At 66.4% G+C, this 15577-nt stretch carries 15 protein-coding genes; 5 read left to right on the top strand and 10 right to left on the bottom strand.

Annotation, left to right across the window (positions count from 1 at the left end; genetic code table 11):
• Positions 1-153: 153 nt before the first annotated feature.
• Positions 154-1116 carry a GerMN domain-containing protein gene (locus tag JOE31_RS11645; RefSeq protein WP_209744529.1) on the top strand — a complete coding sequence of 321 codons (963 nt, stop codon included), beginning with the start codon at positions 154-156 and terminating at the stop codon, positions 1114-1116.
• An 8-nt stretch (positions 1117-1124) separates the two neighbouring features.
• On the opposite strand, the gene JOE31_RS11640 is transcribed toward JOE31_RS11645, so the two are convergent.
• From JOE31_RS11640 to hrcA, 3 genes are all read right to left on the bottom strand, one after another.
• Positions 1125-1907 carry a 16S rRNA (uracil(1498)-N(3))-methyltransferase gene (locus JOE31_RS11640; protein ID WP_209744526.1) on the bottom strand — a complete coding sequence of 261 codons (783 nt, stop codon included), beginning with the start codon at positions 1905-1907 and terminating at the stop codon, positions 1125-1127.
• A 2-nt stretch (positions 1908-1909) separates the two neighbouring features.
• Positions 1910-3037 (bottom strand): molecular chaperone DnaJ, encoded by a 1128-nt coding sequence (dnaJ, locus tag JOE31_RS11635; RefSeq protein WP_209744523.1) that lies wholly within the window; start codon positions 3035-3037, stop codon positions 1910-1912.
• A gap of 91 nt (positions 3038-3128) precedes the next feature.
• Positions 3129-4142, bottom strand: coding sequence for a heat-inducible transcriptional repressor HrcA (hrcA, locus tag JOE31_RS11630; RefSeq protein ID WP_209744520.1), 1014 nt, complete (start codon positions 4140-4142; stop codon positions 3129-3131).
• A 246-nt stretch (positions 4143-4388) separates the two neighbouring features.
• Between hrcA and JOE31_RS11625 the strand changes: the two genes are divergently transcribed.
• Positions 4389-5240 carry a DUF3097 domain-containing protein gene (locus JOE31_RS11625; protein WP_209744517.1) on the top strand — a complete coding sequence of 284 codons (852 nt, stop codon included), beginning with the start codon at positions 4389-4391 and terminating at the stop codon, positions 5238-5240.
• A 123-nt stretch (positions 5241-5363) separates the two neighbouring features.
• Positions 5364-5783: a DUF4870 domain-containing protein gene (locus JOE31_RS11620; protein WP_209744514.1), complete on the top strand. Its 420-nt coding sequence runs from the start codon at positions 5364-5366 to the stop codon at positions 5781-5783.
• 81 nt (positions 5784-5864) lie between these two features.
• On the opposite strand, the gene hemW is transcribed toward JOE31_RS11620, so the two are convergent.
• Together hemW and lepA are read right to left on the bottom strand one after the other, a co-directional pair.
• Complete coding sequence (hemW, locus tag JOE31_RS11615) at positions 5865-7094, bottom strand: radical SAM family heme chaperone HemW (RefSeq protein ID WP_209744511.1); 1230 nt, start codon at positions 7092-7094, stop codon at positions 5865-5867.
• A gap of 36 nt (positions 7095-7130) precedes the next feature.
• Positions 7131-8984: a translation elongation factor 4 gene (lepA, locus tag JOE31_RS11610; RefSeq protein ID WP_011692084.1), complete on the bottom strand. Its 1854-nt coding sequence runs from the start codon at positions 8982-8984 to the stop codon at positions 7131-7133.
• 179 nt (positions 8985-9163) lie between these two features.
• Between lepA and JOE31_RS11605 the strand changes: the two genes are divergently transcribed.
• The gene (locus JOE31_RS11605; RefSeq protein ID WP_209744507.1) at positions 9164-9721 is read left to right on the top strand and encodes a type II toxin-antitoxin system PemK/MazF family toxin; all 558 of its coding nucleotides are present in this window, start codon (positions 9164-9166) and stop codon (positions 9719-9721) included.
• Positions 9722-9919: 198 nt separating this feature from the next.
• The gene (rpsT, locus tag JOE31_RS11600; RefSeq protein WP_011692086.1) at positions 9920-10180 is read left to right on the top strand and encodes a 30S ribosomal protein S20; all 261 of its coding nucleotides are present in this window, start codon (positions 9920-9922) and stop codon (positions 10178-10180) included.
• 125 nt (positions 10181-10305) lie between these two features.
• Here the strand turns inward: rpsT and holA are convergent, their stop codons facing one another.
• The 5 genes from holA to JOE31_RS11575 all read right to left on the bottom strand — a co-directional run bounded on the left by holA (position 10306) and on the right by JOE31_RS11575 (position 15534).
• Positions 10306-11322 (bottom strand): DNA polymerase III subunit delta, encoded by a 1017-nt coding sequence (gene holA, locus JOE31_RS11595; protein WP_209744504.1) that lies wholly within the window; start codon positions 11320-11322, stop codon positions 10306-10308.
• Positions 11256-13226 carry a ComEC/Rec2 family competence protein gene (locus JOE31_RS11590; protein WP_209744501.1) on the bottom strand — a complete coding sequence of 657 codons (1971 nt, stop codon included), beginning with the start codon at positions 13224-13226 and terminating at the stop codon, positions 11256-11258. Before JOE31_RS11590 ends, holA begins: the two co-directional genes overlap by 67 nt.
• Position 13227: 1 nt before the next feature.
• Positions 13228-14205: a helix-hairpin-helix domain-containing protein gene (locus tag JOE31_RS11585; RefSeq protein ID WP_209744498.1), complete on the bottom strand. Its 978-nt coding sequence runs from the start codon at positions 14203-14205 to the stop codon at positions 13228-13230.
• Between the two features lie 95 nt (positions 14206-14300).
• On the bottom strand, positions 14301-14486 hold the full coding sequence (locus JOE31_RS11580) for a hypothetical protein (protein ID WP_209744495.1): 186 nt from the start codon (positions 14484-14486) through the stop codon (positions 14301-14303).
• Positions 14487-14529: 43 nt separating this feature from the next.
• Positions 14530-15534: a DegV family protein gene (locus JOE31_RS11575; protein WP_209744493.1), complete on the bottom strand. Its 1005-nt coding sequence runs from the start codon at positions 15532-15534 to the stop codon at positions 14530-14532.
• Positions 15535-15577: the final 43 nt, after the last annotated feature.

Raw genomic sequence — 15577 nt, 5'->3', positions numbered from 1 at the left:
ATATCGTTCCCGTTGCAGTTCGGCTGACCGTCCGCAAACGCCGCTGGCGGCCGCCCTCTCTATGTAATGCTGGAATCCGCCGGGATTGCGCCGGCCGAAATACGACGTCACCGACAACGGTTGCAGGGACAGGGCGGGGTACCCGGGAACACTATGGAGATCTGGAATCGACGACGCCGGAAGGCAGCAGGAGGCGAGCGGACACGGTCTGCCGCGCTCCTGTTTGTGCTGCCCGCCGCCATGGTTCTCTCCGGCTGTGTCGCCACTCCCCAGCCTTCGGCAACGAGCGCGGACAGCACACCACAGTCAGTGACCGGGTCCGCTACCGCCGGTGTCCCGAGCACAAGCGCGCCGCTGGAAACCACACAGGCCTCCAACAAGGCGCCGGTGTATTGGATCGGACGCAGCAACGAGAACGTCTTCCTCTACCGTGAGTTCCGGGACGTCCCCGAACAGGAAAATCCAGTCACCAGGGCACTTCGCGCCATGATGTCGGACAAGCCCCTCGATCCCGACTTCTTCACCCCGTGGCAGAACCCGAAGAAGCTGGCCACCTCGATCTCCGGAAAAAATGTGATCACGGTAGACGTCTCACCGGATGCCTTCAACAGCAACCTCGACGAGGACATGGCCAAACGCGCCATCCAGCAGCTGGTCTACACGGCAACGGCCGCCGGTGCCAGCTCGGGGCTGGTGGATTCGGGCCAGCAGATCCAGGTTGTCATCCTCGTTGACGGACACACCGATTACCTGGCCTTCAACCACGTGCGGCTGGGCACTCCCACCCCCCGCAGCGCAGGAATGGTGGCCCCGGTCTGGATCATCGACCCGCAGGAAGGCGCGGGCGTTGCTGACGGCAGCGTCAAGATCACCGGACGAAGCACGGTGCCCGGCGGAAAACTCCGGTGGAAGATCCTGAAGGTTGAAGGCAGCAGCGATAAGACGGCGTACTTGGGCGGCGAGGTCACGGCATCGGCCGAGCAGGCACAAGCAGGACTTTTCTCGCTGAACGTCAACCTGGCACCGGGCAACTATGAAGTCCGCGTGTCACAGATCGATCCGGGCAAGCCGGACCGGGAAATGAACGTGGACACCCGCGGCTTCAAGGTCGAATAGCTCTGCCGCTACCAGCGTCCGAGGATGTCGCTGGCGAGCACTGTGGCGGCTGGCCCTGCCGTGGATGACCTCAGCACATGGTGCCCCAGCAGGGCCGTGACGGCACCGGCGCCGCAGAGTTTGGTGACTTCCCGCGGACTGATTCCGCCCTCCGGGCCAACAATGAGGAGAATTTCGCGGGGCCCCGGACCCGGCGTCCTGCCGTCGCCGTCGCCGTCGCGCCATTTCTCCAGCACTGCGCGCAGCGGCCGGACGGCATCCTCGTGGAGGATGATCGCCAGGTCCGCCGCGGCGACAGCGGACTGCAGCCCCGCGCCATCGACGGCGGCACGGACCTCGGGGATCCAGGCCCGCCGCGCCTGCTTGGCCGCCGCGGTCACCACCGACTGCCACTTGGCATGGGCCTTGGCGGCACGCTCGCCTTTCCAGCGGACTATGGAGCGTTCAGACTGCCACGGGATGACGGCATCGATCCCCAGTTCAGTAGCTGTTTCAGCTGCCAGTTCGTCGCGGTCGCCTTTGGCCAGCGCCTGTACGAGGACCAGGCGGAGGTCCGGACGCTCCTCGGTTTCGAGGACCGAACACTCCACTGTCAGTTCGCCCTGGCCGACGGCCGCGACGGTTCCGGTGAGCCTCTTGCCCGCGCCGTCGGCTATGTCGACAGACTCCCCCACAGCGATCCGCTTGACGGTGACCGCGTGCCGGGCCTCAGCACCCTGGAGGACAAAGTGCGAACCGGGAACCTGTTCGTCCAGGGCTCCCGGGGTTGCGAAAAAAACCGGGTTGCTCACCGCTACAGGTTACCGAACCGGTCCCGCAGCTTGGCGAAGACTCCCCCGCTGGCGGTGAGTTTTCCCTCGGTGTACTGCTCGCCCCGGAGTTTGGCGAGCTGCCGGAGCAGGTCTTCCTGCGCGGCATCCAGCTTCGCCGGGGTTTCGACCTGCAGGTGGACCTTCAGGTCGCCGCGGCCGTAGCCCCGGAGATGGGTGACGCCGAGCCCGCGCAGGGTGATGACTTCGCCGGACTGGGTGCCCGCCTTGACGTCTATTTCCTGCTGGCCGTCGAACGTGTCCAGGCTGAGCTCGGTGCCAAGGGCAGCGGCGGTCATGGGAATGTGCAGGGTCGCGTGAAGGTCGTCGCCGTCGCGCACGTACGTGGCGTCATTATTGACGCGGATCTCTACGTAGAGGTCACCGGAGGGGCCGCCGGCGGGACCGGCCTCGCCCTGGCCGCCGAGCTGGATGCGGGTTCCGGTGGCCACGCCCGCGGGTACCTTGACCGTCAGTGAACGGCGGCTGCGGATGCGGCCCTGGCCGTTGCACTCGTTGCAGGGATCCTTGATGACGGTTCCGAAGCCTTCGCAGGAGCCGCAGGGGGCGGCGGTCATGACCTGGCCCAGGATGGAGCGGACGGCCCGCTGGACCTGGCCGCTGCCGCCGCAGATGTCGCAGCGCTCAGGGTGGGCCCCGGGCTGGCAGCAGGATCCCTCGCAGGTGGGGCACGTGACGGCCGTGTCCACCTCAAGCTTCTTGTTGACGCCGAACACAGCGTCGCGAAGGTCGATGCGGACGCTGATCAGGGCGTCCTGCCCGCGGCGGACCCGCGAGGCCGGACCGGACGAACCGCCGGCACCGAAGAAGGTGTCGAAGATGTCCTGGAAGGCAAAGCCCTGCCCGGAGTAGCCGGCGCCGCCGAAGCCGTTATCGGTGCCGTTCTCATTGCCGGTGGTGTCGTAGACCCGGCGCTTTTGCGGGTCGGAAAGGACTTCGTAGGCGTGGGTGACAGCTTTGAAGCGGTCCGAGGCATCCTCACCGGGGTTCACATCCGGGTGCAGGGTGCGCGCAAGCTTTCGGTAGGCCTTCTTGATCTCTTCGCCCGTCGCTTCGGGTGAGACTCCAAGAACGTCGTAGTGGCTGCTCAAAGTTCGTATCTCTTCCTGGTTGTACTGCCTGTTGTGCTGCTGCGCCCCGGAAACCGGGACACGAAGGCCTGGTTGGCTGATGTAGGACCGGTCACGGCCCAAGGATCCTGGAAAGGTAGCGGGCCACGGCACGGACCGCGGCCATGGTGGTGGGATAGTCCATCCGGGTCGGGCCGAGCACGCCCACCTTGGCGCTGGAACCGGGGCCGTAGCCTGTGGCCACCACCGAGGCTTCCGCGAGTCCGTCGTAAGGGTTCTCCCTGCCGATGCTGACAGTGACACCGCGGGGGTCCTGGGCCATTTCGCTGAGCAGGCGGAGCATGACCACCTGCTCCTCGAGTGCTTCGAGGACCGGGCCGATACTCAGCGGAAAGTCAACGTTGGAGCGCGCGAGGTTCGCCGTGCCGGCCATGACCATCCGCTCCTCGCGGGTGCTGCTGGCCAGGGCATCCAAGCCACGGGCCAGTGCCTGGGCGGCGTGCCGGCGTGACGGTTCACAACCGGCGACGACGGCGGGCAGCGCCTGCGGTAGCAGGCTCAGGGGTGTCCCCGCCAGGCTCTTCAGGAACCGCGCGCGAAGGCCGGCGAGGGCTTCATCGCCGAGCTCCTGGCCGACGTCGATAACCCGCTGCTCCACCTTGCCGGTGTCCGCAATCAGCACGATCAGCACCTGGCGCGGCGCCAGCAGCACGAACTCGATATGCCGCACCATCGCGCGGCTGAGGTGCGGATACTGCACCACGGCCACCTGGTTGGTCAGCTGCGACAGCAGCCGCACGGTGCGCTCCAGGACATCGTCCAGGTCCTCCGACCCTTCCAGGAGCGTCTGGATGGCGCGGCGTTCGGCCTGCGACAGCGGCTTGACGGCGGATATCTGGTCGACGAAAAGCCGGTAGCCCTTGTCCGTGGGGATCCTGCCGGCGCTGGTGTGCGGCGCCGTGATCAGGCCCTCGTCTTCCAGCGCCGCCATGTCATTGCGGATGGTGGCACTGGAGACTCCGAGGTGGTGCCTCTCCACCAGTGCCTTGGAGCCCACAGGTTCGCGGGAATGGACGTAGTCCTCCACGATGGCCCGCAACACTTCAAGCTTTCGCGGTTCGCTCATTCTCCACCTCCGATCGGCTTTCCCGGTCCGCGGTCCGGCGTTGCGCCGGACGCACGTCCCGTCATCCGTTAGCACTCGACATGTCTAAGTGCTAACCAGTCTAATATGAGTCGCCGCGTTGTTAGCATTGGTACCGCTCCGGGCGAAACCCGGGAGCGGGACAGGACGTGCAGTTCCGTGGACCCACAGACTCCCTGTTTTCGCTTCTCCTGTTCATTTTTTCTAGCGCAAGGCTGTGTCTATCCGATGTCGTACCAGAACTGGGGCCCGCAGGACATCACCGCTCCCCGGAAATCCGAACTTCCCGAAGTGCCGGTCGAACGCGGCATGGTGCTGGAAGACGTGCAGTCCGGCTGGGTGGGCGCTGTTACCAGGGTGGAGAAGTCCGGCGGCATGCATGTTGTTGCCCTCGAGGACCGGCGGGGCAAATCACGCACGTTCAGGCTCGGCTACGGGTTCCTCCTGGAGGGCCTGCCGATCCGGCTGATGCCCCCGGTGCCGCGACCGCAGGCAGCCTCTGCCGGATCCGGCAGGACGGCGTCCGGTTCCGTGCGGGTAGAAGGCCGGCGCGCCCAGGTGGCCAGGGCCAGCCGCATCTGGGTGGAAGGCAAGCACGACGCCGAACTCGTGGAAAAAGTCTGGGGCGACGACCTCCGGGTGGAGGGTATCGTCGTCGAACCCTTGCACGGCATTGACGACCTCGCAGCGGCGGTTGCCGCTTTCCGGCCGGGCCCGGGCCGCCGCCTGGGGGTGCTGGTGGACCATCTGGTTGCCGACTCGAAGGAATCGCGGATTGCCGATGCCGTGATAGCGTCCCCCGGCGCCGCCGGCAATGTGCTGATCGTGGGCCACCCCTACGTGGACGTGTGGCAGGCCATCCGGCCCGCCGTACTGGGCATTGACGCGTGGCCAGTCATCCCGCGGGGCGTGGACTGGAAGACCGGCATCCTGACGGCCTTCGGCTGGCCCCATGAGACCAAGGAGGACATCGGCCTGGGCTGGCAAAGACTGCTCGGGGCAGTCCGAAGCTACGCGGACCTGGAACCGTCCCTGCTGGGCCGGGTGGAAGAGGTCATCGACTTCCTCACCGTGCCGTAGGCGCCTGTTGAACTCTTCGAATGCACCCCTGACCCAGTATTCTTGATTCGGCGGTTGTTGCTGTTGAGGCAGCGCCCGCTTTTCCGGGAACCACCGCACCACTGCAATCCGAAGGACGACACCGTGGCAGAAGACGCACGTGAACAACGGGACAACCAGGCCGGCCATGGCCAGCCCCAGTATCATGGTGTCCCCGCCAATGCCCTGCCGCTGACGGCCAACGAAGACCGGCAGTGGGCAACACTCGCACACTTCGGCGGCATCCTCGGGTGCGTCCCGTCGCTGCTGATCTACCTGATTTTCAAGGACCGCGGCCCGTTCACGGCGCAGGAATCCAAGGAAGCGCTGAACTTCACCCTGCCGCCCACAATCGCCGCCGTCGTCTGCAACATCCTGGTGATGCTGCCGGTGGTGGGTAACATCTTCGCAGTGCTGGCCACGCTGATTTGGATCGCTGTAACGTGCTTCTCCGTAGCGGCCGGTATCCACGTAAACCGCGGCCAGCCCCACCGCTACGACTTCAACCTGCGCTGGATCAAGTAAGCGCTGGATCAAGTAAGCAGCCGGGCCGGGTAACCGGCCCTGCAAGCTAACCGGAGGCGAAGTAACCGCCGGTTCTGCCAATTAGTCGGGCAGGATCCTTCTGACTACGGCGTCGGCGAGCAGCCTGCCTCTCAGGGTGAGGACGAGCCTGCCCTGGAATGCCGCAGCGGGATCCACCAGGCCGTCGGCGATCAGGCCTGCGACGGCGTGCCGCCCGGACGTTCCCAGCCCGGACAAATCGAGGCCCGTGCTCAGCCTGGCCTCAAGCATGACCCGCTCAACGTTCCGGGTTTCGGCGTCGAGCGTTTCCCGGCCCGCCGCCGGCGACACACCGCCGGCAAGCCTTCCCGCGTAGGCCGTGGGGTGCTTCACATTCCACCAGCGGACTCCGCCGACGTGCGAATGCGCGCCCGGGCCGATCCCCCACCAGTCATCGCCGCGCCAGTAGGCCAGATTGTGCCGGCACGCCTGCTCCTCCGTGCGCGCCCAGTTGCTGACCTCGTACCAGGCAAGGCCCGCGGCCGTGATCAGTTCATCGGCAAGTTCGTACTTGGCCGCGTGGTCGTCGTCGTCGATTCCCGGCACTTCGCCGCGGCGGATCTGGGCGGCCAGCTTGGTGCCGTCCTCGACGATCAGGGCGTAGGCGCTGATATGGTCCGGGCCGTATGAGAGGGCGGTCTCGAGCGAGTACCGCCAGTCCTCCAGCGATTCCCCCGGTGTTCCGTAGATCAGGTCAAGGCTGACGGCGAGTCCGGCGTCCCTGGCCCACTGCACCACTTGCGGCACCCGGCTGGGTGTGTGGGTGCGGTCGAGGACCTTCAGGACGTGCGGAACAGCTGACTGCATTCCGAAGGAGACACGGGTGAAGCCGGCATCCGCAAGGAGCTGCAGCGACTCGGGTGTGACCGAATCCGGGTTGGCTTCCGTAGTGACCTCGGCACCTGGTTCCAGGCCCCATTGCGCTACCGCCGCGGTGAGGATGCGGGCCAGGTCCTCCGCGGGCAGCAGTGTTGGTGTGCCGCCGCCAAAAAAGACCGTGCCCAGCCGGCGTTCCGGCAGGCCGCTGCCTTGCAGGGCCTTGGCGGCAAACTCCACCTCGGCGATGGCCGTGGAGGCGTACGCGTCCTGGGACGCGCCGCCGCCGAGCTCTGTCGCGGTGTAGGTGTTGAAGTCGCAATAACCGCAACGGACGGCACAGAAGGGTATGTGGACGTAGAGCCCGAATCGCCGCTGCGCAGCGCCGTCAGCGGCCTGCGCGGGCAGCAGGCCGTCCGACGGCGCGGGGTCGCCCAGGGGAAGGACGCTAGGCATGGGTGCGGCCTCCGGAGGTTCCGGCCACGATCATCACTACTTCTTGGCCTTGTCCTTGGATTCGTCCGTGGTGAGCGCTGCGATGAAGGCTTCCTGCGGCACTTCAACGCGACCCACCATCTTCATGCGCTTCTTGCCTTCCTTCTGCTTTTCCAGCAGTTTGCGCTTACGGGTGATGTCACCGCCGTAGCACTTGGCAAGGACGTCCTTGCGGATGGCACGGATGCTTTCCCGGGCGATGATCCGGGAGCCGATCGCGGCCTGGATCGGCACCTCGAACTGCTGGCGGGGAATGAGTTCACGCAGCTTGCCGGTCATCATCACGCCGTAGGCATAGGCCTTGTCCCGGTGGGTGATGGCGCTGAAGGCGTCCACCTGTTCGCCCTGGAGCATGATGTCCACCTTGACAAGGTCGGCAACCTGGTCGCCGTCGGCCTTCCAGTCCAGCGAGCCGTAGCCGCGGGTCTTGGACTTGAGGATGTCGAAGAAATCGAAGACGATTTCGGCCAACGGCAGGCGGTACCGGATTTCCACGCGGTCCTCGGAGAGGTAGTCCATGCCGCCCATCACACCGCGGCGGCTCTGGCACAGCTCCATGATGGCCCCGACAAATTCGTTCGGCGCGAGGATGGTGGCGGACACCATCGGCTCCCGGACTTCCGCGATTTTACCAGTGGGGTATTCGCTGGGGTTGGTGACATGAACAACCCGCTTGTCCTCCAGGGTCACTTCGTATTCCACGTTGGGGGCGGTGGAAATCAGGTCGAGCTTGTACTCGCGCTCAAGGCGCTCACGGGTGATTTCGAGGTGCAGCAGCCCGAGAAATCCAACACGGAAGCCGAAGCCCAGCGCGGCCGAGGTTTCCGGCTGGTACACGAGGGCGGCGTCGTTGAGCATCAGCTTTTCCAGCGCATCGCGGAGCACCGGGTAGTCCGTGCCGTCCAGCGGGTAGAGCCCGGAGAAGACCATGGGCTTGGCGTCCGCATAGCCCGGGAGTGATTGGGAGGCAGGCTTGGCCAGGTTGGTGACGGTATCGCCCACCTTGGACAGGCGGACGTCTTTCACACCCGTAATGAGATAGCCCACTTCGCCGACGCCCAGGCCCTTGGAGGGGGTGGGCTCCGGGGAGCTGACGCCGATCTCAAGGAGTTCATGTGTGGCGCGCGTGGACATCATCTGGATGCGTTCGCGGGGGTGCAGCATGCCGTCGACCACGCGCACGTAAGTGACCACGCCGCGGTACGTGTCGTAGACCGAGTCGAAGATCATGGCGCGGGCGGGAGCGTCCGGGTCGCCTACGGGTGCAGGCAGGTCGCGGACGATCTTGTCCAGCAGGACTTCGACGCCCATGCCGGTCTTGCCGGAGACGCGCAGGACCTCGTCGGGGTCGCCGCCGATCAGGTTGGCAAGCTCCTCGGCGTACTTTTCGGGCTGGGCCGCGGGGAGGTCGATCTTGTTCAGGACCGGGATGATGGTGAGGTTGTTCTCCATCGCCAGGTACAGGTTCGCGAGGGTCTGCGCCTCGATGCCCTGGGCCGCGTCCACGAGGAGCACTGCACCTTCGCAGGCGGCCAGCGAACGGGAGACCTCATAGGTGAAGTCGACGTGACCGGGGGTGTCGATCATGTTCAACGCATAGCTGGTGCCGTCAACTTCCCAGGGCATGCGTACTGCCTGGGACTTGATGGTGATGCCGCGCTCACGTTCGATATCCATGCGGTCCAGATACTGGGCCTTCATGTCGCGGGACTGAACGACGCCGGTGTACTGCAACATGCGGTCGGCCAGAGTGGATTTACCGTGGTCAATGTGCGCAATGATGCAGAAGTTCCGGATGATGGCCGGATCTGTTGCGGCGGGCACCGGGGCGGTGCGGGCCATGGGAGACACGCAGGGTCCTTACTGTTGGCATTTCCGCGGCTGTGCTCAGGACGGCCGAGGCCGTCGCGGGACCTGCCGCACGTGAACTTATAGTGTCCCACGTCCTGCCGCCACTCGGTGCATTGTTTGCGCGCCTGGTCCGCGGGACCGCGAAAGTCCGGGCCGGCCGGTCGAAGTATCGTTGCAGGATGGCATTTAACCTCCGCTCACTCGGCCGGGCTGTCCGCACTGCTTTTCGCCTGCTGGAAGGGCGCCCCGCCGCGGGACGACCGGCCCGCCCGGCCCCCGGCCGCCCCACTCCCGCCCATTCAAAACAGCCGCAGGCCGCTGCAAGCGGCCTCAGCGGAACATACCCTGGTGACTTCAAGGGAACCACGGATATCAAGTACGCCCCCTCCCCCAACGGCAAGCCGGAACCGGGCGAAGTCGTGTGGACCTGGGTTCCCTACGAAGAGGACCACTCCCAAGGCAAGGACCGGCCCGTGCTCCTGGTTGGCAGCCGCGGGCGGTACCTGCTGGGACTCATGCTCACCAGCAAGGACCATGACAAGGACCGCAGGAATGACGACAGCTACGTGGATATCGGGACAGGCAGCTGGGACAGGCAGCGCCGGCCCAGTGAAGCCAAGCTGGACCGCATCATCCAGATCAGCCCGGCGGACATCCGCAGGGAAGGCGCCGTCCTGGACCGAAAGCGGTTCGACAGCGTCGCCTCGGCACTGCGTGAGCTTCACGGCTGGAGCTGATGGATGCCACCGGCACAACGCCCGACACCAGCAGGGAAACAACAGCATTGCAGAGCATCTGCTACTATTGACAGCTGTGTGTCCGTGCAGGTCGACGGCCACTGATGGTTGGCCGCCATAGGTATCCCCACGCCGCTCAGTCAATGGCCAATCTGAAAGCCCTCTAGACCATTTCCGCATTAAAAAGAGAGTTCACACGTGGCTAATATCAAGTCCCAGAAGAAGCGCATCCTCACCAACGAGAAGGCTCGCCTGCGCAACAACGCAGTCAAGTCGGAGCTGAAGACGGCCATCCGCGCCGTCAACACCGCCGTTGAGTCCACCGACAAGGATGCCGCTGCTGCTGCGCTGGTTGCTGCAAGCCGTAAGCTGGATAAGGCTGTCAGCAAGGGCGTTCTTCACAAGAACAACGCTGCAAACCGCAAGTCGGCGATCTCCAAGAAGGTCAACGCACTCTAAGGTTTTCCAGTTCACCTGAACTGATGATCGTGGCCGGCACCCCAAGCGGGGTGCCGGCCACATCCATTTAACGGCGACTGCAGGTTGGCAGAGTCGGTGGCGAACCGTCCGCTACGTGTCCGCAGCTAGTTGCGGCGGACCGACGTTGCAATGACGGTGACAGCGTGCTCCACTGCGTAGACCGGATCCCGGGAAAGGCCTTTGACCTGGGCGTCCGCCTCGGCAGTCACCTGGATGGAGCGGACCAGGCCTTCCGGTGTCCAGCGCCTGACGTCCCGCTGCGCCTGTTCAACAAGCCACGGCTGCATGCCAAGCTGCCGCGCAATTTGGGCCGAGGATCCCTGCGCACCGGCTACTTTGGCCACCGTGCGCAGTTTTGCGGCCAGTGCCGCCACGAGCGGAACGGGATCGGCCCCCGTCGCAAGGGCGTGGCGGAGCGTAGAGAGTGCCAGCGGTCCGTTGCCGGCAAGAGCGGCGTCCGCAACTTTGAAGGCTGTTGCCTCGATCCGCCCGCCATAGTAACGGTCCACCATGTCCGTATCCACAGCAGTGGCTGCATCCGCGATCAGCTGGCTGCAGGCGGCAGCGAGCTCCGACAGGTTGGCGCCCACCGCATTCACCAGCGCATGGACGGCCTCGGGCTCGATGCGGCGCGAAGCGGCCTTGAATTCCGCTGCGACGAATGCCGACTTGTCCGCATCCTTCTTGAGCGGCTGACAATCGACCACCGGCCAGCCGGCGGCTTTGATGGCATCGAGCAGTTTCTTGCCCCGAACGCCGCCGCCGTGGCGGACCACCAGGACGGCGTCGGGCTCAGGGTCTGCCAGGTACTTCAGTGCGTCCGCGAGGAACGCGTCATTCATTGCCTCCGCGGACTCCACCTCAATCAGCTTCGATTCCCCGAACAGCGAAGGGCTGACGTTCATGGCGAGGGACCCGGCTTCATAGCTGCCTGCGTTGAGCCTGGTGATCTCGACATCAGGCTGGGCTGCGCGGACCTGGGACCTGATGCGGTCCATGGCCCGGATGCCGAGGTATTCCTCGGGTCCGCCGACCAGCACCACGCGGGCCGGGGTCACATCGCGCCAGGTGGCGGTCGCTGACGTCGCCGGCTTGGATCGTGCTTTTTGCGCAGCGGCCACTCTTGGTTCCTCCCGGACATCCGATTAATACCTCTAAGACTCCCACGGTGGCGGCGCTCATCCAAGCCGGAGAAACCGGGCCACAGATCCAGCAGATCGACGGTCCTTCGATGCGTCGCCAGGACCAGCTCCCACAGGGCACGCGGGTGCAGAACAAGCCACAGCACAAGCAGGGTGCAGCCGGACAGCGCCGCCATCGTGGCAGCGCCGAACGGCCCCTCAGGCCACGGCAGGGCGGCACCGGGCAGGCCAGAGAAGAACCGCGCAACGGCCGCGACTCCGGCCGAGCAGCCGCCCGCCACCGCCATCGGAACCACGGCTGCCCACGGGGCCAGCGGCACCACGGGCACGGCGGCGGTCCCGAGGATGGTCACCGGTGCCACTAGGGGAGCCGCCACCATGTTCGCCGGCAGTGCGTAGGACGAAAACTGGGGCTGCAGCAGGACAATCACCGGACCGCAGAGAAGCTGGGCGGACAGCGGAACGGCAAGGCCGGCCGCCAGCCAGCGTGGCACCACCGGCGGAAGCCATTCCATGATCCGCGGTCCGGTCGTCACGATGCCGAGGGTGGCAAGCACGGACAGCAGGAAGCTGAAACTGGTCCCGAGTGCCGGATCGGCCATGAGGAGTCCGATCACGGCCAGGCAGAGGAAGCTGAGCCCGCGTCCGGTCCGGCCGCCGGACAGGGAGACCAGTCCGATCGCGCCCATAAGCCCAGCCCGGAGGACGCTGGCGTCAGGACCCACCATGAGGACGAACAGTGCCAGGCCGGAGAGGGCAGCCGCGGCGGCCGGAGCCCGCGGCAGGCGGATACTTCGGGCAGCCAGCAGCAGCGCGCCCAGGATGAGGCTGCAGTTCGCTCCGGACACTGCGGTCAGGTGGGTCATGCCGACAGTTTTCATGGCGCTTTCAAGCTGGTCATCGAGGCGGCTGGTGTCACCCGTGACCATTCCCGGCAGGAGGCCGCGGGCATCGCCACCGATCCATTCCGCAGCCTCTGCAAATCCGCTGCGGAGGGCGCCGGGTCCTTCCTGCCATGCGGAGGGGGCATCCGTGGTGGCTGGGCCGGTGGTGGCGGCCAGGGTACCCGCCTGTGTTTGGCCGTCGTCGGCCGGCCTCAGCTTTCCCGTAGTCCGGATCCGCTGTCCGGGGAGCACGTGCTGCCAGTCTCCCCCGCCCACCAACAGCAAGCGGGCATCGCTTCTGATGAGCCCGCCGTTGGCAGTGATCGCATATGCGGTGGCCTCAACCGCCCACCGGTCCGATCCGGCGCGGCCGGGAATCTTCAACTGGCGCGGTGTCCCCGCAATCTCCGCCTCAACCACCACAGCGGAGCGCGCCGCGACTGCATCCGCTACAGGCCCGTCGTGCTTCTGCGATGCGGCAACCGCCGAGTGGGACGCGATGGCAGCCGACAGCAGCAAGGCAATGGTGAGGGTGGTCAGGAAGCTCCGTGGCGCGCGCCCGACAGCGTGGCGCAGCGACCGGCGACGGCGCATCGCAGCAAACAGCACCACGGCTGCCAGAAGCAATCCCGCGATAAGGACGCCGAGCGCGGGCATCGGCAACCAGACGCCGGCGACGGCAGCGGCCCAGGCGAGGAGCGCGGGAGGCACAAGGCGCAGGTCGGTCCGGCGCCGCGGCCTGTCGCCGGTTGCACATCCGGCAGGCTTCCCTGTCCCCTGCACCCGGGCCTCCGGTCCGGGAAGGAGGCGCGCCGCAATGACGTCCCGCAGGCCGGACGCCGTTCGCGGCACGATGCCCCTGATGCCGGCAGCACGGACTTCCGCAGCCCGGCGGGGGGTCGACGGGTCGTCAGCGGTGCGCGGCAGTCGAGGGGTCCCGCCCACCTCACCTCTGACGGCTGCATCGACGAAGCGGTGCCACGGACTGACCTTGCCCACCTCAGGACACCCGAACGAGGGGCAGCAGCGTTTCCAGCATCTTGGGGCCAACACCGTCCACCGCGTCGAGCTCCTCAACGGTGCTGAACCGGCCGTGTTCCTTGCGCCAATCGACGATGCGCTGGGCCAGCACGGGACCTACCCGGGGCAATGCGCCCAGTTCCTCGGCGGACGCCGCATTCAGGTCGATCTTCGCGCCTCCCGCTCCCGATTGGGCAGGCACTGGGTCCGCCGATCCCGGGGCGCCCGGACCGGTGGCGCCGGCTGCCGCGCCGGAGGCATCCGCCGGCTCCCCGATCCGTGGAACGTGGATCTTCTGGCCGTCGGACAGGACGGCGGCAAGGTTCAACCGGTTCAGGTCAGCCCCTTCCGCACTGCCACCTGCCGCGGCTATCGCCTCGTGGACCCGGCTGCCCTGTGGCAGTTCCACAACGCCCGCCCGGTTGACGGCCCCCGCCACGTGGACAACGATCTTCGCTCCGGATGCAGCATCTGACGCCTGTCCACCCGTTGAGGCACCGCCGGATTCTCCCGGACCTGGACCGGGATGTCCTTCCTGATGCCCGCTGCCCTCCGTGCTGCTGACGTCGCTCAGCGGCACCACGTGGGGACGGCTGGCGCCCACATCCCACCAGAACCAGCCACCGAGCAGGAGACTCAGCAGTCCCAGCAGCACGGCAACGCGGAATCCCGTGCGCCACCTGAACTTCGCCGGTCCATGCGTCCCGGAAACGGCCGATGAATCGACGGCAGAGCCGTCTACCGCCCGAGGTTCCGGCTGCGCACCGCCGTCGTACGCAAAAGTCACTTGGCCGCTACCCCCGGCACCGTGCCCCAGAAGCCCCGCTGAACCTGGGTCCCCGGCTTCGGACCCGCCGCTGCCATCGCCGCCGCCGGAAGGCCCCAGGGTGGTTGTCAGGCGCCGCCGCGCACGGCTGGCCGCGGCAGGTGCTCCCGCTTCCGCGTTCCGGCGTGACATACCCCCACGCTAGGCAAATGGATGCGGAACAGACAGCGCGGATGACGTTATGTGGAAAGCGCCGCTGGCGGCCTTCTCCGCGATTCTCCGGCCGGCTACTTCTGGTAGGTGATATACGCCTCGTACTGGACCCGCCAGGACGCCGGTGCCTTGGGGTCGGGAACAGTCGTCGTCAGGAACTGGACGCTTGTCACCTGGCCCTTAAGGTACTTCAGCCAGTTGGTGACTTCTTCGGACACGTCCTTGTCGAACTGGGCAACATGGTGCACCTGCATTGTCATGGGAGCCTCCTTGCTTGGTGGGGAGACTGTACTACCGGCACAGCTATCGGACCAGAGGGGGTTCCTTCTGCGGAGTGCTGCTCTCCCCCACGATCACTGCCAGGACACCCAGTCCGGCGTGGGCAGCGAGTACGGCCGGGAGCGAACTGATCTGCGCCGCAGGGACTTCCGGGAGCGCGGCTGCCAGCCGGTCCGCAAGCTCCGCTGCCTCACCCGGGTTGCCGAAATGGTGGACTGCCAGCCTGGCCTGGCCGGCAGGCCGCGCTGCGGCGTCGGCAACCACGATTTCCTCAAGGCGCGCCACGGCCCTTGCCGCGGATCTGACCTTCTCCAACGGAACGATCTTCCCGTCATCCACGGCGAGAATCGGCTTGATGGCGAACATGGTTCCCCAGAGGGACGCCGCCGCTCCGATCCGGCCGCCGCGGCGCAGCTGCTCGAGGCTGGGTACATAGAAATAGACTTTGGTGCGGGCCATTCGGTCTTCGGCGAAGGCGCGGACTTCGGCCGCAGGGCGGCCGTCCGCGGCCGCTACCACTGCGCTTTGCACACCCATCCCCAGCGCCATTCCCACGGTCTTCGAATCGACCACTTCCACGGGGATGCCCACACGAGTTGCCGCGAGCCTGGCGGAGTCGGCAGTGCCGGACAGCGCGCCCGAGATATGCACGGAGACCACCGCCTCAAAGCCGCGTCGCAGTGCCGCAAGATAGGCCTGCTCGAATTGGCCGGGTGACGGCCGTGACGTCTTGACCGGCATCCCGGTGGCCAGCGCCACGGCGATCGTGTCGGTGATGTCATCTTCACCCTCGCCGTAAATCTCCGCCCCCACCATGACCGGCATGGGCACCACGGTCAGCCGCCCGTCGGCGGCGAAGTCCGTGACCCAGTCCGCAGGCAGCGCGGCTGCGGAATCGGTCACCACCGCGGTGCGCACGACGGCGGCCGGGACCACGGCTTCCGGCGCAGCCCCTGGCTTGGAAACCTGCCGCAGGCGGACAAGCCGTTCCTTTAGCCACGGCCAGCCGGCCGGCTCCCGGTCGTTCACGGCGTCCCCCTGCTGCTCCGGTCAAACGTCATGGCCGGCCGCC

The sequence above is a fragment of the Arthrobacter sp. PvP023 genome, from assembly GCF_017832975.1.
Lineage (GTDB): Bacteria > Actinomycetota > Actinomycetes > Actinomycetales > Micrococcaceae > Arthrobacter.
Note: the sequence above shows the minus strand (reverse complement) of the source record. Positions and strands in the feature narration are given on the sequence as shown.

Excerpts from the sequence above, each read along its gene's own strand:
- hemW (WP_209744511.1), bottom strand. The coding sequence starts at position 7,094 with ATGCCTAGCGTCCTTCCCCTGGGCGACCCCGCGCCGTCGGACGGCCTG.
- JOE31_RS11580 (WP_209744495.1), bottom strand. The coding sequence starts at position 14,486 with ATGACAATGCAGGTGCACCATGTTGCCCAGTTCGACAAGGACGTGTCC.
- JOE31_RS11645 (WP_209744529.1), top strand. The coding sequence starts at position 154 with ATGGAGATCTGGAATCGACGACGCCGGAAGGCAGCAGGAGGCGAGCGG.
- JOE31_RS11605 (WP_209744507.1), top strand. The coding sequence starts at position 9,164 with ATGGCATTTAACCTCCGCTCACTCGGCCGGGCTGTCCGCACTGCTTTT.
- JOE31_RS11625 (WP_209744517.1), top strand. The coding sequence starts at position 4,389 with ATGTCGTACCAGAACTGGGGCCCGCAGGACATCACCGCTCCCCGGAAA.
- hrcA (WP_209744520.1), bottom strand. The coding sequence starts at position 4,142 with ATGAGCGAACCGCGAAAGCTTGAAGTGTTGCGGGCCATCGTGGAGGAC.
- JOE31_RS11585 (WP_209744498.1), bottom strand. The coding sequence starts at position 14,205 with ATGTCACGCCGGAACGCGGAAGCGGGAGCACCTGCCGCGGCCAGCCGT.